We start from the raw sequence: 17,061 nt of genomic DNA on the forward strand, positions 1-17,061 counted from the left end.
TTTTCAAACGGACTGGTCGTTTTGTAGAAGCTATTGCGAGAAGGACTAAAAGTATAGCTATAGATGTTCAAAGGAAATATCGCTCGGGCTCGCTTTAAACGAAGTAAAAAAATGTAGGAGAAAAATTCATGACATCAAAATCTGCGTTTCCGTTTTTACTGATTTATATGTTCCTTGCCATGCTGGGCATTGGTCTTGTTATTCCTATACTGCCTGAGCTTTTAAAAGAATTCGGAGCAAATGGGAAAGCAGCAGGTTATTTAGTGTCGGCCTTCGGACTTACACAGTTTTTATTTTCGCCAATTGCTGGCTATTTCTCTGACAGATACGGCCGCAAGCCAATGATTGTCATTGGACTGTGTATGTTCGCTATTTCCAACCTAGTGGCTGCCACTGCAGGCCATTTCTCGTTTTTAGTTGCCGCACGCTTAATTGGTGGAATGGGTTCTGCGGCATTAGTCCCGTCTATTATGGCTTATATTGTTGATATCACGACAGAACAACAGCGGACCAGAGCCATGTCGTTTTTAGGTGCCTCGATGTCATCCGGTTTCATTATTGGTCCGGGTTTGGGTGGTTTTCTTGCAGAATTTGGAACAAGGGCACCTTTCTTCGTATCCGCAGGTATAGGGATGGTAGCCGTGGTATGCTCCACACTTTTATTGACAGAATCCCAATCTATAGAGATCCGCCTTATGCGTTTGCACTCAAATCCAAAGAGAGAAAATATTTTTCTTCAACTGGCACAATCGGTGAGATCTCGTTATTTTATCCTATTGTTCATGATATTCGCTCTTACGTTTGGACTTGCACACTTTGAAGCGATTTTCCCACTGTTCGTTACTCAGAGTTATGGATTTACGATTAGGGAGATTTCCGTTCTGTTTATGGTTTGTTCCCTGATTGGTACATTCAACCAAGTAATGCTGACCAGCCGCCTTATTCAAAGATTTGGGGAAAAGCCCATTATTAGCAGCATGCTCTTGCTATCGGCTGTATCGCTAGTGTTCTTGCTTTTCTCAGGTAACTTCTTTTATGTGATGGTAATAACGATGTTCTTTTTTACCTTTAATAACATTTTACGGCCGGCAATTAACACGCTTCTATCGAAGGAAGCAGGTGATGAGCAAGGGTTTGTTTCAGGGTTGAATAATGCCTATATGAGTCTCGGACAAATTTTTGGCCCAATACTTGCTGGACTTTTATTCGATATTCATATCAATCTGCCATATCTGTTCGGAGCATTCGTGCTGCTTGTTAGCACCTTTGTATCAGTCAAGTGGTTAAGGAGTAGCAGTGGAGCAATTTACCAAGAAAATAAGGTTTTAGAAGTCAGTAAGTGAGAAATCATTGTCTAATGGTTTCTTTTTTTGATTGTAAAAGTTGTAGCGCCAGGCGGGTTATTGTTTTCAGACATGAGGATCGAATATGTGGTTTTAGTGAATATCCTATCAGTGATTCTAGGTTTAGCAACTAATCTACTAAGCAATTATATGTTTAGTCCTGCAAAACAACATTCCGCACAAGGAATTTGTTTTATAGAAGAAATAGAATAGTGAAATTAGAAAAAACAGTAGCACAACATTTATTAGGGTTCACTTAGGTAATCATCAACAATAACAATGATTTGTTAAAATTAAATGGCAATAGAATAGGATTTTCAAGAATGGCCGGCACACTCCCAGACAGAAAGGGGGTGATGCTGAATGACAGTTTTTCAAGCTCTGATGTTTGTCATCAGCTTTACTAGTTTAATCATACCAATTCTGTCATTTCACAATAAAAAATAATCCACCCTTGAGTTCAAGCGCGCCAAGGTGGATTATTTTCACTACAGACGACCCTTAGAGGGAACCGTCTATTGCTGGACCGGACATGTTGCTGCATGTTCGGTTTATTAATTTATTAAAATTATTATAACCTATGTTTTTAAAAAGAATCTAGCTACTCCTTTTGATTTTATTAATTAGGGGAATGGTTTGCATTGCTCACCAACGCACTCCTAGTAATAGAAAACTTCGATATATCATATTCAGTCCGTCCATTTATAACAAGCTGGGATAATATTTCACCCAAAACGCTGCAATATTTAAAACCATGGCCTGAAAAACCAGCAGCTATTTTTACATGTGGATACTCAGGGTGCTGGTCTATGATAAAATCCATATCAGGAGTCTTTGTAATCATGCAAGATGTCCCTTGTTTTAATCTTCCCGCCGCGCCAGGTAAAAATCTCTCTAAAAAGCTTCTTAAATCGCCTTCATCACTAGGATATTGGTTGAAATCCTGCTTCATGAAATCTGGGTCTACTGTTCTCTCAGAATCATTCCGCCCAACCTTTACGCCGCTCCCATTGATATTAGGAAAGCCGTAGTATCGTTCATTTTTTAAACTAAAATAAAAACAAGGTAACTTCGGATAGTGATAGTATGGATCATTTGTTTCAAACCAGCCCAACGTTTTGCGTACAGGTTCTAAAGGCAATTCTAGGGAGGAAAGGATTTTACCTGTCCAAGCTCCGGCACAAATAACGACCTGATCAGCATAATAAGTATTCTCCGCCGTTCTAACAATGACACCGCCAGCAGAAAAATCGATACTGTCAACTCTCGTATTCGGTTGTAAATGAGCTTTATAGTGTAACCCTAATGTTCTGTAAGCCATGATACATTGCTCATTTAAAAGGGCACCAGAACTGGGTTCGAAATAGCCGATATAATGATTGGGCACTGAAAATCCAGGCCATCTTATACGAATCTCTGCTGCATGTAATGTCTCTAAAGGCAGGGAATACTCCTTAGCACTCTTTACTGTTTCATCAATAAATGGTGAATCACATTCTCCAACCATTAGCGTACCGGTGGGAATAAATAATGTTTTGTCAATTTCTCCTTCTAATTGATGCCATAGTTCCTGTGCCTTCAGGGCAAGTTCAACATAATGGCTGCCTTCCGCAGTAGCGTGGCGGATTAATCGGGTTTCTCCGTGGTGGCTTCCTCTTCCGTGAGGGGGATCAAAGGAATCAATCAGTAACGTGTCAATTCCTTTCTTAGCCAAATAATATCCAGTCGCCATTCCAACAGAGCCGGCACCGACAACAATTACGCTGTAATGGTTCTTCATACGGAGGAGCGCTCCTTGGGCTCTTTTTGAAAACGGCTAGGGGAGAAACATTCAATATCAAATTCAGTTTCTCCAGAACAAATGAGATCTGCCATAATTCTACCGGTTGCCGGAGCCATCGCAATCCCAACCATGCCATGGCCGGTGGCGACAAAAGCATTATCCCATTGAGGAACCTTGCCAAGAACAGGGAGACCATCTGGTGTCATCGGCCGCATCCCTGTCCACTCCATTTCAGAATCCCCATGTAATTCTTCTGTGAGATATTTTGATACGGATTGTCGGATTCCTTGTATTCGATTTTTATCTAAATGGGTGTTAATTCCGGAAAGTTCCATGGTTCCTCCAATCCTAATCGCTCCATTAAAGGGACTGACCCCAGCTCTTGAATCTCCCAAGTACAATGGATGTTTAAGTTTCAAATTAGGATTGGATATCGTAATACTATAGCCCTTTCCTGCTTGCATAGGCAGGGAATAACCCAGTTGTTTTGCTAAATCACCTGACCATGCACCTGCCGTGAGTAAAAATTTATCAGCCTCAAATCGTTCTTGTCCAGACATAACGGCGACGATCTTGTCATTCTGCCTTTCAATACCTGTAATCTCTGTCTTTGAGCGCAGCTGAACACCTAATGAAGTTAGTTTGTTCATAAACGCTTTTGCCAATGATTCAGGGCGGACATGCCGCTGCTTTTTGAGCAAAATTCCACCAACGACCTTTTCTGAAATGTTAGGTTCTAGTTCGCGTACTTCGTCGCCAGATAGCACAATCGGGGTATCATGTCCGTATAACTTTTCATTGTCCCGAAGCTTTTCAACCTTATGTTTAAGCTCTGCCTCATTAAGGAATACAAAAAGCATTCCTTCACGATGCATTTCAAATTCCAGCCCATCAGCCTCCAGGGAATCATATAATGCTATTGTAGAGAGACTAAGATGGAGAAGTGCTTTTTCACCTGCTTTAAAATCCTCTTTATTGCAATACTTCATAAACTGGGTAAGCCAGCCGGTCATTTGAGGCATGGCAGAAGGTTTAATATATAACGGACTATCTTTTTTCATCAACCATTTTATTGAAGTCGCAACAAGACCGGGTTCAGGCACAGGTGCATGTAAGGCGGGGCAGACCCAGCCTTGATTCCCGCTTGAGCAGGCAGCGGCGAAATCATTCTTCTCGAGAACCGTTACCTCTAAACCATTTTTGCGAAGGTAATAGGCACACGAAAGCCCAATGATCCCACCGCCAATTATGACTACCTTTTGCTTCATTCTTTTCTCTCCCTATTAGATCAAGATTCACTCTATAAATCTTGCAGATTATTTTTTCATTCCATGTCTAAACCAACCGACGACCACTGCACCTGCGGCAAAATAACAAACACCGGCCGAGAAATATATAAGAAGATCCCATCCGCTCATTCTTACGTCCTCCTTTATTTAAGAAGATTTTTTATCCTTTTATTGATTTATTGTCTGCAAGGTGGGAAGGAATCTTATTTTTCGTCAAGCTATGAGTAATGAAAAAGACTAGTAAATTCGTGAGAATCCCCATGACAATGGCCGGAATTCCAAAAGGCTGCCCTAAAACATTCAGCCATAAAAGTGTCATAAGTAACCCCGCGATAATAGCAGGAGGTCCCGCATATGGTGATACTTTTCGTTCTGTAGGTCCTCCCCATAAGATGGCAATTGCCATTGGCGGAAGGATGGATGGGGCCCATAATTGAAATACATAAAGCATCAAGCCCATAACACTAGGAAGGCATAGAGAAACAATGACACCACCTATACCAACGAATATGGTAGCGTATTTTGTCCATTTCAATAAAACCTGATCGGGAGCATTCTTATTTACATATTTACCGTAAATATCCCTCGTGAAAATAACAGCTGCTGTATTTAAAATGGAACTTCCAGTTGACATGACTGCTGCAAGTAATCCTCCGAAAAGCAGTCCGATAATGCCAATCGGCAAGTACTTTTGTGCATATGTGACAAATACCACATCGCCATTAATTCCTGGGAATTTGACGAACCCGATTAACCCGATAATCATAATGACAATCGTAAGAAAAATATACATGATGGCAAATGAAACCGTGCTCCATTTACTGATATTAGCTGTTTTAGATGCTGCATATCTTTGGATATAATGTGGAGCAAGTGCTTCTCCTAAAAGAAAACTTAAGAATGTTGCGATAAACACACCAGTGGTCCACGGCCCTCCAAAGAAGACTAAGTGTCCGGGATCAATAGCTCCTACTTTTTCAATAATCTCTGTCATACCGCCCATTTTCACAACCCCGATAACGGCGGCAGTAGCGATACTGACAGTCAACAGGATAAATTGCATGGCGTCTGTATAAATAACGGCTAACATTCCTCCTGCCCAAGTATAAACAATGGTCACCAAGGCTCCAATGATCGTTAACGTAATAAAAGGCAGCCCGAGCACTGGTTCCAAAATACGCCCCAGGGCTAAAACTTGAACACCGAATATACTAATCATGAACAAGAACGCTAGTATACTAGAGATAATTTGTCCGGAACGGCCAAAGTAAAATTCCATAATATCCCCGATGGAATAAACATTTTCCATTTTGCTAATGCGGGGGGCAAAAAAGAAGCCAATGATTAGCTGACTTATGACAACCCCCAAAAGGGCAAGGAAAACAACAATACCCGTATCATAAACAAACGCTACACGGCCAACTGTTGCACCGCCGCCTACTAAGGTAGCAGCAATCGTGGCAAAGATTAATGAAAATGGCATCGAGCGGCCCGCAACCGAATAATCGCTAAAAGATGAGATTTTTTTCATTGAATAATAACCAATCCATAAAGTGCCTAGTAGATAAAGAATTAATAAAGAAAGGTCAAGTCCACTTATTTGCATCTACATTCCCCCAGTTTTTCATTTTCCTTGCAATTAGTGAAGAGAAAGACCTAACCTTTGTAAGATTAGGCAGGAATTGATGAAAAAATACCACCACCTTAGAACCTCTTTTATTGGAGGTTTTTATAATATTTTGAATATTTATTTAAATTTTAATACAGCTTTATTATTTTATCATGGTGCAAATAGTACAAAATATCTTTATTATGAAGGGAGATTTTCGTGCCATTGGAACAGGAATAAACTGAATCAGCTGTTTTGCGTTTTCCATTTATCCATCAATACCGCGATATATAACATAATGGAATATTTATGATGATGGACATCAATTCCACTCAAATCCTGTATTTTGCTTAATCGGTAATGTAAAGTATTCCTATGGATAAAAAGAATCCTGGCCGCTTTTCTTTGATTAAATCCTGATTCACACCAGGCAGCAATTGTTTTTGAAAGTTCAGGCCAATCGGGTTGTTTTTTCAAGATGGTTAGCGTCTTTAACATGTACCGCTCTGACAAATTTTGAGGTATACCTGATATCAAATCCTCTAATATTAATTCATGGATGAAATAAATGGGGGTAGGGGATTCGATCTGTTTTCCTAATTTTAATGCTTGCCAAGAATCCTTGTACGATTGACTTAGTTCACCCATATTTTTGGCAGGAGCCCCAATGCCAATGAAGGTTGAAAACCCTTTAGTTTCAAATTCTTGTATGATTTGTAAACTTTTCATCCTTACATCTTCGTAAATTTTATGGGAAGACTTGTCTGGATGAATCGTATGGAATATACAAAATTTATCATGTGCCATTTCAGCAATTAAATCATTTTGATGGTTAAATGCCTTTTTGATAATGGAATGCATTTCAAATCGAATAGCTTGCATATTGAAGTCAAGGGGAGAGCTTTCTTTCGTTGTTTTAATTGAAACATCTCGAGGAAAAAGGTCAACGGCAATAGATATGAACGAGGATTTTAGATTATAGCCTATTTCCAGCCCCCTTGTAATCAAATATGATTCATTTACGAAATGATGATCATAGGCACTGATTTCCTGAATGAGATTTTTTATGGCCTGCTCTTTTATTAAAATAGATTTCATATACATTTCCTGGTAGATCATTAATTCTATCTGTTTTTTTAAAAGGTAACAAAAGGTTTTTACTTTTTCCCTTTCACCAGCAATTCCAAATGAACCTATAATTTTATTTGAGATTTCAATTGGGAGGGCGAACCCGGGTTTTGTTCCTTGAAGCTTCATTATATTTACGTTATCAGGATTTGGCTTACCAGTTTTGATAATTTTTACAGATGCTTCATGGAATTCCCCAAGTCTAGAGGTATCACTGGCACCAATAATAATCGAATGTTCATCCGTTATAATCACTTCATACCCAATAATCTCACTAGTAGATTCGGCGATTTTTTGAACAATGTCCTCCATCATGTTACATTCCTCCGTATTTTTGGAATAAGCAAAGATAGTAAATAAATTCTTTAAAAAACTCAAGAATCCTTTTTGTAAATACGAGGAGATAGATCTTGTTTTCTGGTGTTTTTCACCAAATCTAGGTAATGGGAGGGAATCAATAGATCCTTAACATAACTTGATTAGGTATGAAGGGATTAAATTAGAATTTGTTGGGGGAGACAGGCCGAGGAAAAACATAGAGGCAGTTGAAGGAGTTGTTACGGATTAGCCAGAATGGATTCTGATTTAAGACTAGCCAGTTGTTGGTCAGCCCCCCCGTTGAGTATAAGCTTCTACTGGTTGGTGGGCTGACCCTTTTCCGCCATTCTTCGGAAATTTTCACTGACACCTTATCTGCGAAATCATCGTTGTCCACTATGGGGACAGAATGGGATTAGGCTCTATTACTCGTCCTGCCTGTAAATAATTTGATAATGAATACTACCACAGCCACTACAAGTAAAAGGTGAATAAGTCCTCCAGCAATATGGAAAACAAGCCCAAGAACCCAAAATAAAAGTAATAAACCAATAATTGTCCAAATCAACATAATCCCTTCTTTCTCGACAAAAAGTTTTGATATATGTGTATATACCCACTTTTTATAAAGATAAAATTATTTTTTTATTTTGCTTATTTCTAAATCAGAAAGAATGCAAGAAGGAAATTATTACATAATCATATAGAGGAAGTTTAAGTCACAAACATACCTTGACTAGTATTGGAGCTTGGTTTATTCTTAATTATCCAATGCTTCCCAAATTGCCTAAAGAGGTGAGGAGTGAATCGAATGAGTTCCAAAGATCAAAATTCTGTCCGAAACCATAAGGACTATCAAGCAGAAGTAGAGCGCCTAGAGTTTTCCAAAGAATATATCAAAACTGTTTTAGACATATCGAAAGGGAATAAAGAATTTTTCGTGGAAAATATGAGGCAATCTTTTGCGGAACTTAATTCTAAGGATAGCAGTACGAGCTACACAGATCTCCTTGCGAATGCCAGTTTCCTTGAATTAGCCGAAACGGAATTGAAGCGGTTAGAAGCTGTAATCGGGAAACCGTACTTTTCGAGGATAGATTTTACAAGTGATAGTACGAAAAAAGAAGAAACTTTATACATAGGCAAAGTATCCTTGTTTGACCGTGTCACGCAGCAGCCGATTATCGTGGATTGGCGGTCACCGATTGCCAATGTCTACTATGACGGCCGGCTGGGAGAGGTGTCATATGATGCTTATGGGGAAATGCAAACTGGTTACTTATCATTAAAGAGACAATATGACATCGTTGACGGATTATTAAAAGAAATCAGAGACATCGATTTGACGACCCATGATGAACTATTGCAGAAATCTTTATCAGGGAAAGCGGATAATCGATTGACAGAAATCGTGGCGACGATTCAAAATGAACAAAATGAAGTAATCAGAGCATCACTGACACACCCGATTATCGTTCAAGGGGCCGCAGGAAGTGGGAAAACAACCATCGCACTCCACAGAATATCCTACTTTCTCTATTCCTTTGGGTTTCAATTCCCCCCAGAAAAATTAATGATTCTTGCACCGAACCGACTGTTTATTGATTATATATCTGCCGTTTTGCCAGAACTCGGGGTCAATAAGATCAATCAAACAACCTTTATCGATTTTATGAGAGGCTGTCTAGGACAGAAATTAAAATTATTTTCCCCAAATTCCAAACTGATGAAACTCCTTGAAGGTAATGGCACAAATAAAACGTTTCAATGGGTTTCCAGCTACAAGGGTTCACTCCAATTCAAGGAATTAATCAATCGATATGTAAATGAGTTGGAAAGTAATCTTTCCCCAAAAGAGGATTTTGTCCTTGAAAATTCCGTACTAATAAAGGGGAAAAGGCTCAGAACCCTATTTTTAAAAGAATATACCTACTTACCAATCTATAAAAGGCTTGGAAAAATAAAAAGTTTATTAGAAGAAGATGTTAAAAAGAAGAAATCGATGATGTTATCGAATCTAAATAATAAATATGAAGAAGCTCTCGATAAAGCCCTTTATAACACTAAGTGGGAGCCCGAGAAAAGAAAACAAAAAGTGATTACCTTAATGGAGAAGAAAGAACAACGAAAAAAGAGGATTGAACAGGAGTCAAAGGTTGCTGTAAAAAAATATATGGAAGCGTTTGACATGAAAGATATTTTAATTTTGTACAAGGAACTCATGTCTTCTCCAGAAAAGATCCAAAAGCATTCCACTACTCTAACAGATCAAGAATGTCAGATTTTAAGTAAATATTGTCGGCGGATTTTTGAACGGGGTGCATACGAGCTTGAGGATTTAGCACCCCTATTTTATATGAAGGCAAAACTTGAAGGCATCGATGAAAAATATAAAATGCGCAGTGTTTTCATTGATGAAGCGCAGGACTATAGCTATTTCCAATTTGCGGCATTAAAAGAAGGCTTTGAAACAGAGCTATTTACCATTGTGGGGGATTTAGCCCAAGGAATTCATTCCTATCGCGGCCTGAATAGCTGGACACCGGTAGTGAAGGAGATCTTTCCAAATGCCATTTATAAAACCTTACAAAAAAGTTACCGCACAACTGTCGAAATCATGAATTTAGCGAACGATATCCTGAGGTTGATTGACCAAGACATGCCAAAGGTTGAGCCTGTTATTCGCCATGGTCAAAAACCGAGTTATCGGACGATTGATCCGGCAAATCTCGAACAGGTGAAGCTGCAGCTCGAACAGGATATATCCTCACTTAAAGATGAGGAGCTGCACTCTATTGCGATTATTGGTCGAACCGACAGAGAATGTCAGAGACTTCAACAGCTCTTGGGAAATAGTCATCTTCCGATACAGTTATTAGAAGAAAAACAAGAGATGAAGAAGGGTCATATCGTAATTTTGCCTTCACATTTATCCAAAGGCTTAGAGTTTGATGCTGTAATGCTCGTATGTTTGGAAGAACCATACTCACAAGTGGACCTGGACATTAAATTGTTATACGTATCGATGACTCGGCCGATGCACCGATTGTATTTATATGGGGAAAAAACCGGTGACTTTTTGTTAAATAGAGCGGATTCGTTACATTTCGAGGCTAAATAGCCAAAGGGGATTACTAAAAAAAACAGGGCGCCATTGAAGTAAAACCTTGAAACGACAACGCTGAACCCATAATTGGAGTTCAGCGTTTTTCGTAGGTTGAATTTCATCGTAAATTCCTACTGATTACAGTAGTGAAATGTACTACTTTATAATACAAATTTTAGCGAAACTAAATCTATTAGATTATCAAATCTGAGCATAAAAATGAAATAACGAGAAAGAGCAGTGGGGCATTTTCATCACTGCTCTTATAATTTTCTAGCTAATTGGAAAATATTATAATGATACCAGCAGGGATTTAAATCCATTATTTTGGATATTTTATTTAAAAGTATTTATTTATAGGAAAACAATGTGCATTAATTTAAAAAGGAGCAATCATATTTGGATATGAATCATACCCAGAAGGTTAATTTTAAGTTCGAAAACGAAAAAGGGGATCTTGAAGTAAAAGGTGAAATTTACGGGGAAAGCCACATTCCATTTTTTGATGATTTAAAGTTTAAAGCGGTTATTGCGTTACTAAATTCTATAGATCAACAAAATTTCAATGATTCAGGGAATAGTCAAATATTTAATCTTTATATTAGAGAAATTGAAGAGACCATCAAAGAAATGAGAAACTATAACCAATTCCAAGAGGGGAAATTAGGCAAGTCCTGAAGCTTCCTTTTTAGTATGAATGCATTCCTAAAAGGTTGGGGAGTTAAAATAAAGCGGCTCGCTTATAAGCGAGCTTTTATGGTTTCAAAACACTTAATTTTTACTTCCCTATATAAATCCACTGGTTACTCTTCTTTCAGTCCTTCAATAGCAACAAGTCTCCTTTCGTCATGGTTTCCCCGTTGTGAAACGAATGCCTTCCCGGAAGCATCATCAACGTTTTCAATCCAAACTGGTACTCCATGATAGTGAACAGAAATCTCTTCCTTTGAAGCAAGAATTTCTTTTACCCGATTTATCTTCATGATCAGTCACCTCAAAGTTAGTATTCCCCAAAAAACTAACAGTACAAGTGCATGCTCCGATTTATTTACCCTGACAAATGGCTGTTTATTATAAGATAATGAGATGGTATACGATAAGCAAAATAGTAAGGGAAAATTCCAAAAGAAGGAAGTGTTAACAAACGATGAACGTAGAAATGGTTATGCAGGAGCTTGAAGCCCTTGGCAAGGAACGAACCAAAAAAATGTACATATCCAATGGTGCGCATGAGCCGCTTTTTGGCGTGGCAACAGGTGCAATGAAGCCATTAGCAAAGAAAATAAAAATAAATCAACCTTTAGCGGAGGAGCTTTATGCAACAGGGAACTACGATGCCATGTACTTTGCCGGCATTATTGCTGACCCAATAGCCATGACGGCGTCGGATTTTGATCGCTGGATGGATTCGGCCTATTTTTATATGCTGTCCGATTATGTGGTAGCAGTAACGTTAGCGGAAGCAGATATTGCTCAAGAAGTAGCTGATAAATGGATCGCGAGCGGTGAAGAGCTGAGAATGTCGGCGGGCTGGAGCTGCTACTGTTGGCTTTTAGGGAACCGAAAGGACGTTGAATTTTCGGAAAGCAAGATTTCCGATATGCTTGATATGGTGAAAAACACGATTCACGAATCGCCAGAACGAACGAAATCCGCCATGAATAATTTTCTTTACACCGTCGGGGTTTCCTATTTGCCGCTGCATGAAAAGGCAGTTGAGACAGCAAAGGCAGTAGGTCCAGTAGAAATCAAACGGGACAAGAAAAAAAGCGGTTTCCTAAATGCATACGAAAGTATTCAAAAAGATGTCGATAAAGAAAGGATTGGTTTTAAACGCAAGTATGTAAGATGTTAAAAGTAGCCTTGCTCTCGATGTGAAAACGCCTATAACCCCTTGATTCGAAAGGGATTAGGCGTTTTTTATTTGTTTCGGAGTGAGTCCTCTTAAACCTCAATATTTTTAGCTGAAGTACAAGCCTTTTGATGCAATGTGCATAAAATGCTTAAACGTAATGATTAAGTATGGAAGGAGTGCACCTAGTTGAATGATGCAGATTTATCAAATAAAGGAAAAGTTCCTATTGTCCCCGGGGGGAAGCTGCTTAACGGACATTTAAAGGAATTCCGGGAAGACCCCATCCTTTTTTTGAAAAAGGCTTCGAGCTATGGCGAAGTAGTAAAAATTCGTTTCGGGCCTTTCCAAAATGTGTACCTGATTTCAAATCCCGAATGGATTAAGCAGGTCTTAGTCACAAAATCAAGGTGTTTCGTTAAATCAAAGGATTTCCATGCACTAAAGCCGATTATTGGAGAAGGTCTGTTGACAAGTGAGAAAGAGACCCATATGCGTCAGAGAAGGCTGATTCAGCCTGCATTTAAACGGTCGCATATTATTAACTATGGTCAGGATATGATTGATATAACGACTGACTTTGTCTCCAAATGGGATGACGGGGAAGAACGCATTCTCACACAGGATATGATGAGTATTACTTTAGGAATCATCTCAAAAACGATGTTCAGTTTGGATTTCAAGGAAGGATATAGCATTCTTGGCAAGCCGATTGAAACGGCTATGAGAGTGGCTGTAAAGAGAATGAGGACGTTGTTTAATTTACCTTTATGGATTCCAACTAAAACGAACCTTGAATATAAGGACGCACTAGACAAGCTTAATAAAGTACTGTATAGCGTTATTGAAAATAGAAGAAAGGATACGGAAAGGCACGAGGATATGCTGGGAATCTTAATGGCCGCGCGTGATGACGACCATGGCATCGGCATGACAGATACTCAAGTACGCGATGAAGTTATGACCATTTTTCTCGCCGGCCATGAAACCACAGCAAATGCGTTATCCTGGACATTTTACTTACTATCCCAGTATCCAGAAGCGCAAAAGAAACTCTTTGATGAGATTGATAACGTAATTGGAAATCGTCAACCAGTCCCGGAAGACTTTATGAACTTACCATATACTCAAAATATTATTTGGGAGTCCATGAGGATCTATCCGCCCGCCTATGTTACAGGGCGTCAAGTAGAGAAGGATGTTGAAATAGGAGATTACCGATTTAAAAAAGGAGACACAATCATGGTGTCACAATATGTGATGCACCACAAACCTGAGTATTTTCCTGATCCAGAGTCTTTTCGTCCCGAAAGATTCGAAAACAACTTTTTAAAAACGATTCCCGCTTACGCTTACTTTCCATTTGGGGGAGGGCCAAGGGTCTGTATCGGCAATCACTTTGCTTTCATGGAAGCTGTACTCATCCTCGCTACTATTTCCCAGCGGTTCAAGTTAAATCTCGCCAAGGACCATCGTCCGGTGATACCTTTTCCATCTATCACTCTTAGGCCAAGAGGAGGATTAAGGATGAACTTGGAAGAAAGAAATAAACATGACCGAACTGATTCCAATCCAAGTTTCTAAGTGTGTTTTGCTTACATTGAAACGCTTATCCTCTGATCGAATAGATTCTTTTCTATTTATAAGAATAATACGCCACAAATTTTAGCTCAAATGACTATTTAGCCATACAAAAACTGCACCTCCAATTGATAGTTTGCTCTAACAATTGGGGGGCAGTTCAAGGTACTGTCCTTTTTTCGCTCCATGAATGGCCGATGACTGTGTTATTCAATTTACCCTGAATATAAAATCTGGTGAATCCTCCTCCATTATTGATAATTCAAAAAGGGCATGGATGAAATTCTTAGATTATGCACATTGAGTTTATGCTTGTCTATAATATATAGAATCCTTGAACAAGTAGAGGGGAGAGGGGCAGTTGGAAGATATATTTAATTTAAATGGGAAAACAGCTATTATCACAGGTGGGGGCAGGGGTCTAGGGAAACAGATGGCGATTGCCCTTGCAAAAGCCGGCGCTAATCTTGTGCTATGCTCGCGAAAGGTGGAGGCCTGCCAAGAAGTCTGTAAAGAATTGAACGAATATGGCGTTAAGTGTTTGGCCATTAAATGTGATGTAACAAAAGTGAACGACATTCAAAAAGTAATTGATGAGACGGTTAACACTTTTGGAACAATAGATATCCTCATAAATAATAGCGGAGCTTCATGGTTTGCACCATTTATGGATCTGCCGGAAGAAAAATGGGAACATGTCTTGGATGTAAATACCAAAGGCCCTTTTCTATTTAGTCAAGCCGCAGCAAAAGTAATGGTTCCTCAGGGAAGCGGAAAGATAGTGAATATAGCATCCGTACTCGGATTAGGTGGTGTTAATCCGGAGATCATGGATACGATTGCCTATAATACTAGTAAAGGTGCGCTCATTACCTTTACAAAGGATTTGGCAGTCAAGCTAGCTAAACATAATATCCAAGTAAACGCAATTGCACCAGGATTCTTCCCGACCAAAATTACCAAGGGTATACTAGAAAAAAGCAATCATCCACTACATGCCAATATCCCAGCTGGAAGGGTCGGCAGTGACACGGATTTAGCGGGGCCAATTTTACTCTTAACCTCTAAGGCTTCTGATTATATTACCGGACATATCCTCATAGTCGACGGAGGGATTAGTGCCTTAGTTTAACCAAATAATGATCATTATCACTGAATGGGGGAAAAAAGATTATGAAAGATAAATTCAAGGGAACGAAAAAGAACAAGAAAGAGAAAAAGAAACAGAGGAAGGAACAATTAGCTGCCATTTATACAGATTTAAAAAAATCAGGCCTTGCTGTAGAACAACAGCTCAATCAACACATTCAAGACTTATTGGATAGAGACGATCTCGTAAAATTCGCAAATCAACATTCTGATTTTATTACAAATAATATCAAATCCCTTCAAAAATATATTGAAGTATTTTCTAATATATTACTCCTTCCTACCAAAAATGATATCGCCAATGTGGCCAAGGTGGCGATCCAAACAGAAGAAAAGGTTGATAAGCTGGATGAGCGTATGAACGAACTGGCCAATACCATTCGAAACAGTTTGAGAATAGACAATGTTAACGATGAAATCCCAATTGGAGCTCCACATATAAAATGGTCCGGTTCTTCACGAAAAACATTTCATTAATCACCTTTGATGGAAAGGTCATGGATGATTTCAAATGTAACTAAAACAATTCACAAAAAGGATAAGATGAAAAATGTCAAAAAAGAAGAAGAAAAAGCAAAAAGACTACTTGGAGCTAGAAAAAAAACGCTGGAAGGGCTTTGAAAATGTTTTTCATTCTTTACCACCAGAGTCAAACCTTACTCCAAGACAAGCAATTTGGAAAAAAAATAAAGCAATAGTATGGTTTTATCCAGCTAAACAAAAAAAGTACAAAATACCATTAGTTCTTATCTACTCTTTGGTAAATCAGCCTTTTATACTTGATTTAGGACCAGGTTCAAGTACTATACAAAATTTTGTTGAGGAAGGCTTTGATGTTTATTTGATAGATTTTGGTGTCCCAGGGTATGAGGATAAAGATTTAACAATCAATGATTATATTACTAAATATATTCAAAAAGGAGTTCAAAAAGCCCTTCATCACTCTAAAGCCAAAGAGGTAACATTAATAGGCTATTGTCTTGGCGGCACATTGGCTGCGATGTATGCTGCCATTGCAGAGGAACCAATTAAGAATTTAATCCTAACAGTTGCCCCGATCGATTTCTCCTCTTTTCCTGCTTTCGAAAAATGGTTTGATGCTGCAAAAAATGGGCAGCTAAACTTTGATGACCCTTTGGACACTATTGGTTTAGTTCCTGGTCCTGTTATTCAGGCTGGTGTCCGAGCCATAACTTCGCCGATTTACTTTAGTCACTATTTATCATTGTTAAATAGATCATATGATAAAGATTACGTTGATCATTGGCATCGTTTTAATCATTGGACTAACAATCATATTCCATTTCCTAGTGCAGCATTAAAACAAGTTATTAATGACATGGTAATAGGAAATAAGCTAATCCGCGGCGGAATTTATATTAATGGAAAATTTGCAGACCTTCATAAAATCTATGCAAATTTACTTGTAATTTCTTCAAAAAACGACAGGCTCGTACCTGAGAATCTTACCTATCCTGTAATGGATTTTGTCTCTAGTGAAGATAAAACATATATATCAGTAGAGGGAGGACATGTTGGCACTTTATTAAATGATGGAGTTCCAAAGTATTTGAAAAACTGGCTTCATGAAAGGTCCGTTCCTATTTAATTACCGAATAACAGAATAAAAGATAGGGGGAATCCAACCGTGATTTTGCTCTTTAATTTGCCTTATCACGAAGATTACGATTACGACTCATGGCACGGGTTTGCTAGATACGTATTTAGGAACATTTTTGAGCAGCAATTATATCCGTTTACGGCGGAAAGCCCCTTCGACTCCACCAATAGTCATAACTTTCCTTATACACTTTGAGCATTTGAAAATTTAATCCTTTGGAAAATCTCTAATACTGATAAATGGATTTTTCAAACATGCCCTAAGTAAAAAGTAAACAATTTA

15 protein-coding genes are annotated in these 17,061 nt (G+C 38.7%); 9 read left to right on the forward strand and 6 right to left on the reverse strand.

Annotation, left to right across the window (positions count from 1 at the left end):
- The first annotated feature begins 128 nt into the window (after positions 1–128).
- Entirely contained in the window at positions 129–1,343 is a 1,215-nt protein-coding gene (locus tag IE222_RS12065) for an MFS transporter (RefSeq protein WP_191273095.1), read from the forward strand.
- A 363-nt stretch (positions 1,344–1,706) separates the two neighbouring features.
- A complete protein-coding gene (locus IE222_RS26915) occupies positions 1,707–1,790 on the forward strand; it encodes a putative holin-like toxin (protein ID WP_223282684.1) in 84 nt (27 codons plus the stop codon).
- 172 nt (positions 1,791–1,962) lie between these two features.
- On the opposite strand, the gene solA is transcribed toward IE222_RS26915, so the two are convergent.
- From solA to IE222_RS12090, 5 genes are all read right to left on the reverse strand, one after another.
- The gene (gene solA / locus IE222_RS12070) at positions 1,963–3,123 is read right to left on the reverse strand and encodes an N-methyl-L-tryptophan oxidase (RefSeq protein WP_191273097.1); all 1,161 of its coding nucleotides are present in this window, start codon (positions 3,121–3,123) and stop codon (positions 1,963–1,965) included.
- On the reverse strand, positions 3,120–4,394 hold the full coding sequence (locus IE222_RS12075; protein ID WP_191273099.1) for an NAD(P)/FAD-dependent oxidoreductase: 1,275 nt from the start codon (positions 4,392–4,394) through the stop codon (positions 3,120–3,122). The genes solA and IE222_RS12075 overlap by 4 nt, the downstream gene beginning before the upstream one ends.
- A 181-nt stretch (positions 4,395–4,575) precedes the next feature.
- On the reverse strand, positions 4,576–6,021 hold the full coding sequence (locus IE222_RS12080; RefSeq protein ID WP_191273101.1) for a sodium:solute symporter family protein: 1,446 nt from the start codon (positions 6,019–6,021) through the stop codon (positions 4,576–4,578).
- Between the two features lie 249 nt (positions 6,022–6,270).
- Positions 6,271–7,467, reverse strand: a complete 1,197-nt coding sequence (locus tag IE222_RS12085; RefSeq protein WP_191273103.1) for a CdaR family transcriptional regulator — start codon at positions 7,465–7,467, stop codon at positions 6,271–6,273.
- Positions 7,468–7,885: 418 nt separating this feature from the next.
- Positions 7,886–8,038: a lmo0937 family membrane protein gene (locus IE222_RS12090; protein ID WP_191273105.1), complete on the reverse strand. Its 153-nt coding sequence runs from the start codon at positions 8,036–8,038 to the stop codon at positions 7,886–7,888.
- Between the two features lie 243 nt (positions 8,039–8,281).
- Here IE222_RS12090 and helD point away from each other — a divergent pair, with 243 nt between their 5' ends.
- Together helD and IE222_RS12100 are read left to right on the forward strand one after the other, a co-directional pair.
- Positions 8,282–10,591 carry an RNA polymerase recycling motor HelD gene (gene helD, locus IE222_RS12095; RefSeq protein WP_191273107.1) on the forward strand — a complete coding sequence of 770 codons (2,310 nt, stop codon included), beginning with the start codon at positions 8,282–8,284 and terminating at the stop codon, positions 10,589–10,591.
- 384 nt (positions 10,592–10,975) lie between these two features.
- Complete coding sequence (locus IE222_RS12100; RefSeq protein ID WP_191273109.1) at positions 10,976–11,254, forward strand: hypothetical protein; 279 nt, start codon at positions 10,976–10,978, stop codon at positions 11,252–11,254.
- Between the two features lie 125 nt (positions 11,255–11,379).
- Here the strand turns inward: IE222_RS12100 and IE222_RS12105 are convergent, their stop codons facing one another.
- Entirely contained in the window at positions 11,380–11,559 is a 180-nt protein-coding gene (locus IE222_RS12105; RefSeq protein ID WP_191273111.1) for an H-type small acid-soluble spore protein, read from the reverse strand.
- Positions 11,560–11,723: 164 nt separating this feature from the next.
- Between IE222_RS12105 and IE222_RS12110 the strand changes: the two genes are divergently transcribed.
- The 5 genes from IE222_RS12110 (at position 11,724) to IE222_RS12130 (ending at position 16,767) form a co-directional block, all read left to right on the forward strand.
- A complete protein-coding gene (locus tag IE222_RS12110; RefSeq protein ID WP_191273113.1) occupies positions 11,724–12,431 on the forward strand; it encodes a DNA alkylation repair protein in 708 nt (235 codons plus the stop codon).
- Between the two features lie 186 nt (positions 12,432–12,617).
- The gene (locus IE222_RS12115) at positions 12,618–14,012 is read left to right on the forward strand and encodes a cytochrome P450 (RefSeq protein ID WP_223282671.1); all 1,395 of its coding nucleotides are present in this window, start codon (positions 12,618–12,620) and stop codon (positions 14,010–14,012) included.
- Positions 14,013–14,370: 358 nt separating this feature from the next.
- Positions 14,371–15,141 (forward strand): SDR family oxidoreductase, encoded by a 771-nt coding sequence (locus tag IE222_RS12120; RefSeq protein ID WP_191273115.1) that lies wholly within the window; start codon positions 14,371–14,373, stop codon positions 15,139–15,141.
- A gap of 41 nt (positions 15,142–15,182) precedes the next feature.
- Entirely contained in the window at positions 15,183–15,635 is a 453-nt protein-coding gene (locus IE222_RS12125) for a hypothetical protein (protein WP_191273117.1), read from the forward strand.
- 73 nt (positions 15,636–15,708) lie between these two features.
- Positions 15,709–16,767 (forward strand): alpha/beta fold hydrolase, encoded by a 1,059-nt coding sequence (locus tag IE222_RS12130; RefSeq protein ID WP_191273118.1) that lies wholly within the window; start codon positions 15,709–15,711, stop codon positions 16,765–16,767.
- The last annotated feature ends 294 nt before the right edge of the window (positions 16,768–17,061 follow it).

It is taken from the genome of Neobacillus kokaensis, from assembly GCF_014656545.1.
GTDB lineage: Bacteria > Bacillota > Bacilli > Bacillales > Cytobacillaceae > Neobacillus > Neobacillus kokaensis.